A 2385-nucleotide genomic window follows, 5' to 3' on the forward strand; every position below is an offset into this window, starting at 1 on the left:
TGGGTGCGGAAGGCCGGGGACTCGGCCAGCAGGTCGCGGGCCATGCCGTCCCACTGGGAGCCCTGGCCGGGGAAGACGAACACGGTGCGGCCGGGCTGCTCGGCACGGTCGGTCACGACGACCGGTGAGGTCTGGTCCGCGGCGAGCGCGGCGAGACCGCTCAGCAGCTCCTCGCGGTCCCGGCCGATGACGACCCCGCGGTGCTCGTACCGGCCCCGGGAGGTGGCCAGGGCGCCGGCGACGGCGACCGGGTCGACGTCCGGACGGTCCATCAGGTGCGCGCGCAGCCGGTCCGCCTGCTCGCGCAGGGCGGGTTCGGTCCGGGCGGAGAGCACGAACGGGACGGCTGCCGGGACGTCCCCGATCGGCTCGGTCCCGGTCCCGACGGGCCCGGTGCTCTCCGGTGCGGCCTCCAGGATGATGTGGGCGTTGGTGCCGCTGATGCCGAAGGAGGAGACGGCGGAGCGGCGCGGGTGGTCGGTCTCGGGCCAGTCCCGGGTTTCGGTGAGCAGGGAGACCGCACCCTCGGCCCAGTCCACGTGCGGGGTGGGCTCGTCCACGTGCAGGGTCTTGGGCAGCACGCCGTGGCGCATCGCCTCGACCATCTTGATCACACCGGCGACGCCGGCCGCGGCCTGGGTGTGCCCGATGTTGGACTTGAACGAGCCGAGCCAGAGCGGCTGTTCGGGTTCGTGCGCCTGTCCGTAGGTGGCCAGCAGGGCCTGGGCCTCGATCGGGTCGCCGAGGGTGGTGCCGGTGCCGTGCGCCTCGACCGCGTCCACCTGGTCGGGAGCCAGCCCGGCGTCGGCCAGCGCGGCCCGGATCACCCGCTGCTGCGACGGCCCGTTGGGGGCGGTGAGCCCGTTGCTGGCGCCGTCCTGGTTGACCGCCGAGCCGCGGACCACCGCGAGCACCCGGTGCCCGTTGGCCTGGGCGTCGGAGAGCCGTTCCAGCAGCAGCATGCCCGCGCCCTCGCCCCAGGCGACACCGTCGGCGGAGCCCGCGAAGGACCGGCAGCGGCTGGCGGGCGACAACCCGCGCTGACGGCTGAACTCCTGGTACATCCCCGGCGTGGCCATCACGGTGACGCCGCCGGCCAGGGCCATGGTGCACTCGCCCTGGCGCAGTGCCTGGACGGCCAGGTGCAGGGCGACCAGCGAGGAGGAGCACGCGGTGTCGACGGTGAGCGCCGGGCCCTCCAGCCCGAGCACGTAGGACACCCGGCCGGACGCCACGCTGGCGGCGAGACCGGTGACCAGATAGCCCTCGGCGCCCTCGTCGCCGAGGTAGGTCAGCGAGGCGTACTCCTGGGCGATCACGCCGGTGAACACGCCGGTACGGCTGCCGTGCAGGGACTTCGGGTCGATGCCGGCCCGCTCGACCGCCTCCCAGCTGGTCTCCAGCAGCAGGCGCTGCTGGGGGTCGAGGGCGAGCGCCTCGCGGGGGCTGATGCCGAAGAAGTCGGCGTCGAACTCGTCGGCGTCGTAGAGGAATCCGCCTTGGCGGGCGTAGGTCTTGCCGATCGCCTCCGGGTCGGCGTCGAAGAGGTTCTCGACGTCCCAGCCGCGGTTGTCCGGGAAGTCGCCGATCGCGTCGACGCCGTCGGCGACCAGCCGCCACAGCGCCTCGGGGGTGTCGGCGCCGCCGGGGAACCGGCAGCCCATGCCGACGATCACGATCGGGTCGTCGTCCGCGCGGGCCGTCACGGCGGTCGGTACGGCGGCGCCGGCGACCGCGCCGCCGTCGCCGAGCAGCCCGGCGAGCAGGAAGCGGGCGACGGCGGTGGGGGTCGGGTGGTCGAAGGTCAGGGTGGCGGGCAGCCGCAGGCCGGTCCCGGCGGCCAGCGCGTTGCGCAGCTCGACGGCGGTCAGCGAGTCGAAGCCGAGCTCCTTGAACTGGCCGGCCGGGTCGACGGACGAGACCGCGCTGTGGCCGAGCGCGGCCGCGACGGCGCCGCGGACGAGGTCGAGCAGGATCTGCTCCTGCTCGGCCGGGCTCCGCCCGTGCAGCTGCTCCAGTACGGGCGAAGCGCCGGCCGCGGCGCCTGACGCCGCCCGCCGTGCGACCCCGCGCACCAGACCGCGGTACAGCGCGGGCACCTCGCCGGAGGCGCGCAGCCGGCCGGTGTCGAAGAGGGCGGCGACGGAGGTCGCGCTCCCGGCGGCCAGCGCGGCGTCGAACATCGCCAGGGCGCGCTCCGCCGGGATCGGCAGCAGGCCGGTCCGGCGCATGCGGGCGTGGTCCTGCTCGGTCAGCGTCGCGGTCATGCCGCCCGCCTCCTGCTGCCACGGGCCCCAGGCGAGGGAGTGGGCGGGGAGGCCGTGGGTGTGGCGGTGGGTGGCGAGGGCGTCGAGGTAGGCGTTGGCGGCGGCGTAGTTGGCCTGT

At 75.3% G+C, this 2385-nt stretch carries 1 protein-coding gene; it reads right to left on the minus strand.

All coding sequences use genetic code 11. The features are described from left to right. The coding region (locus ABZW30_RS46835) for a beta-ketoacyl synthase N-terminal-like domain-containing protein (protein WP_355677467.1) at window positions 1–2385 on the minus strand (2385 nt) is incomplete at both ends.

Source organism: Kitasatospora sp. NPDC004669, assembly GCF_040609455.1.
GTDB lineage: Bacteria > Actinomycetota > Actinomycetes > Streptomycetales > Streptomycetaceae > Kitasatospora.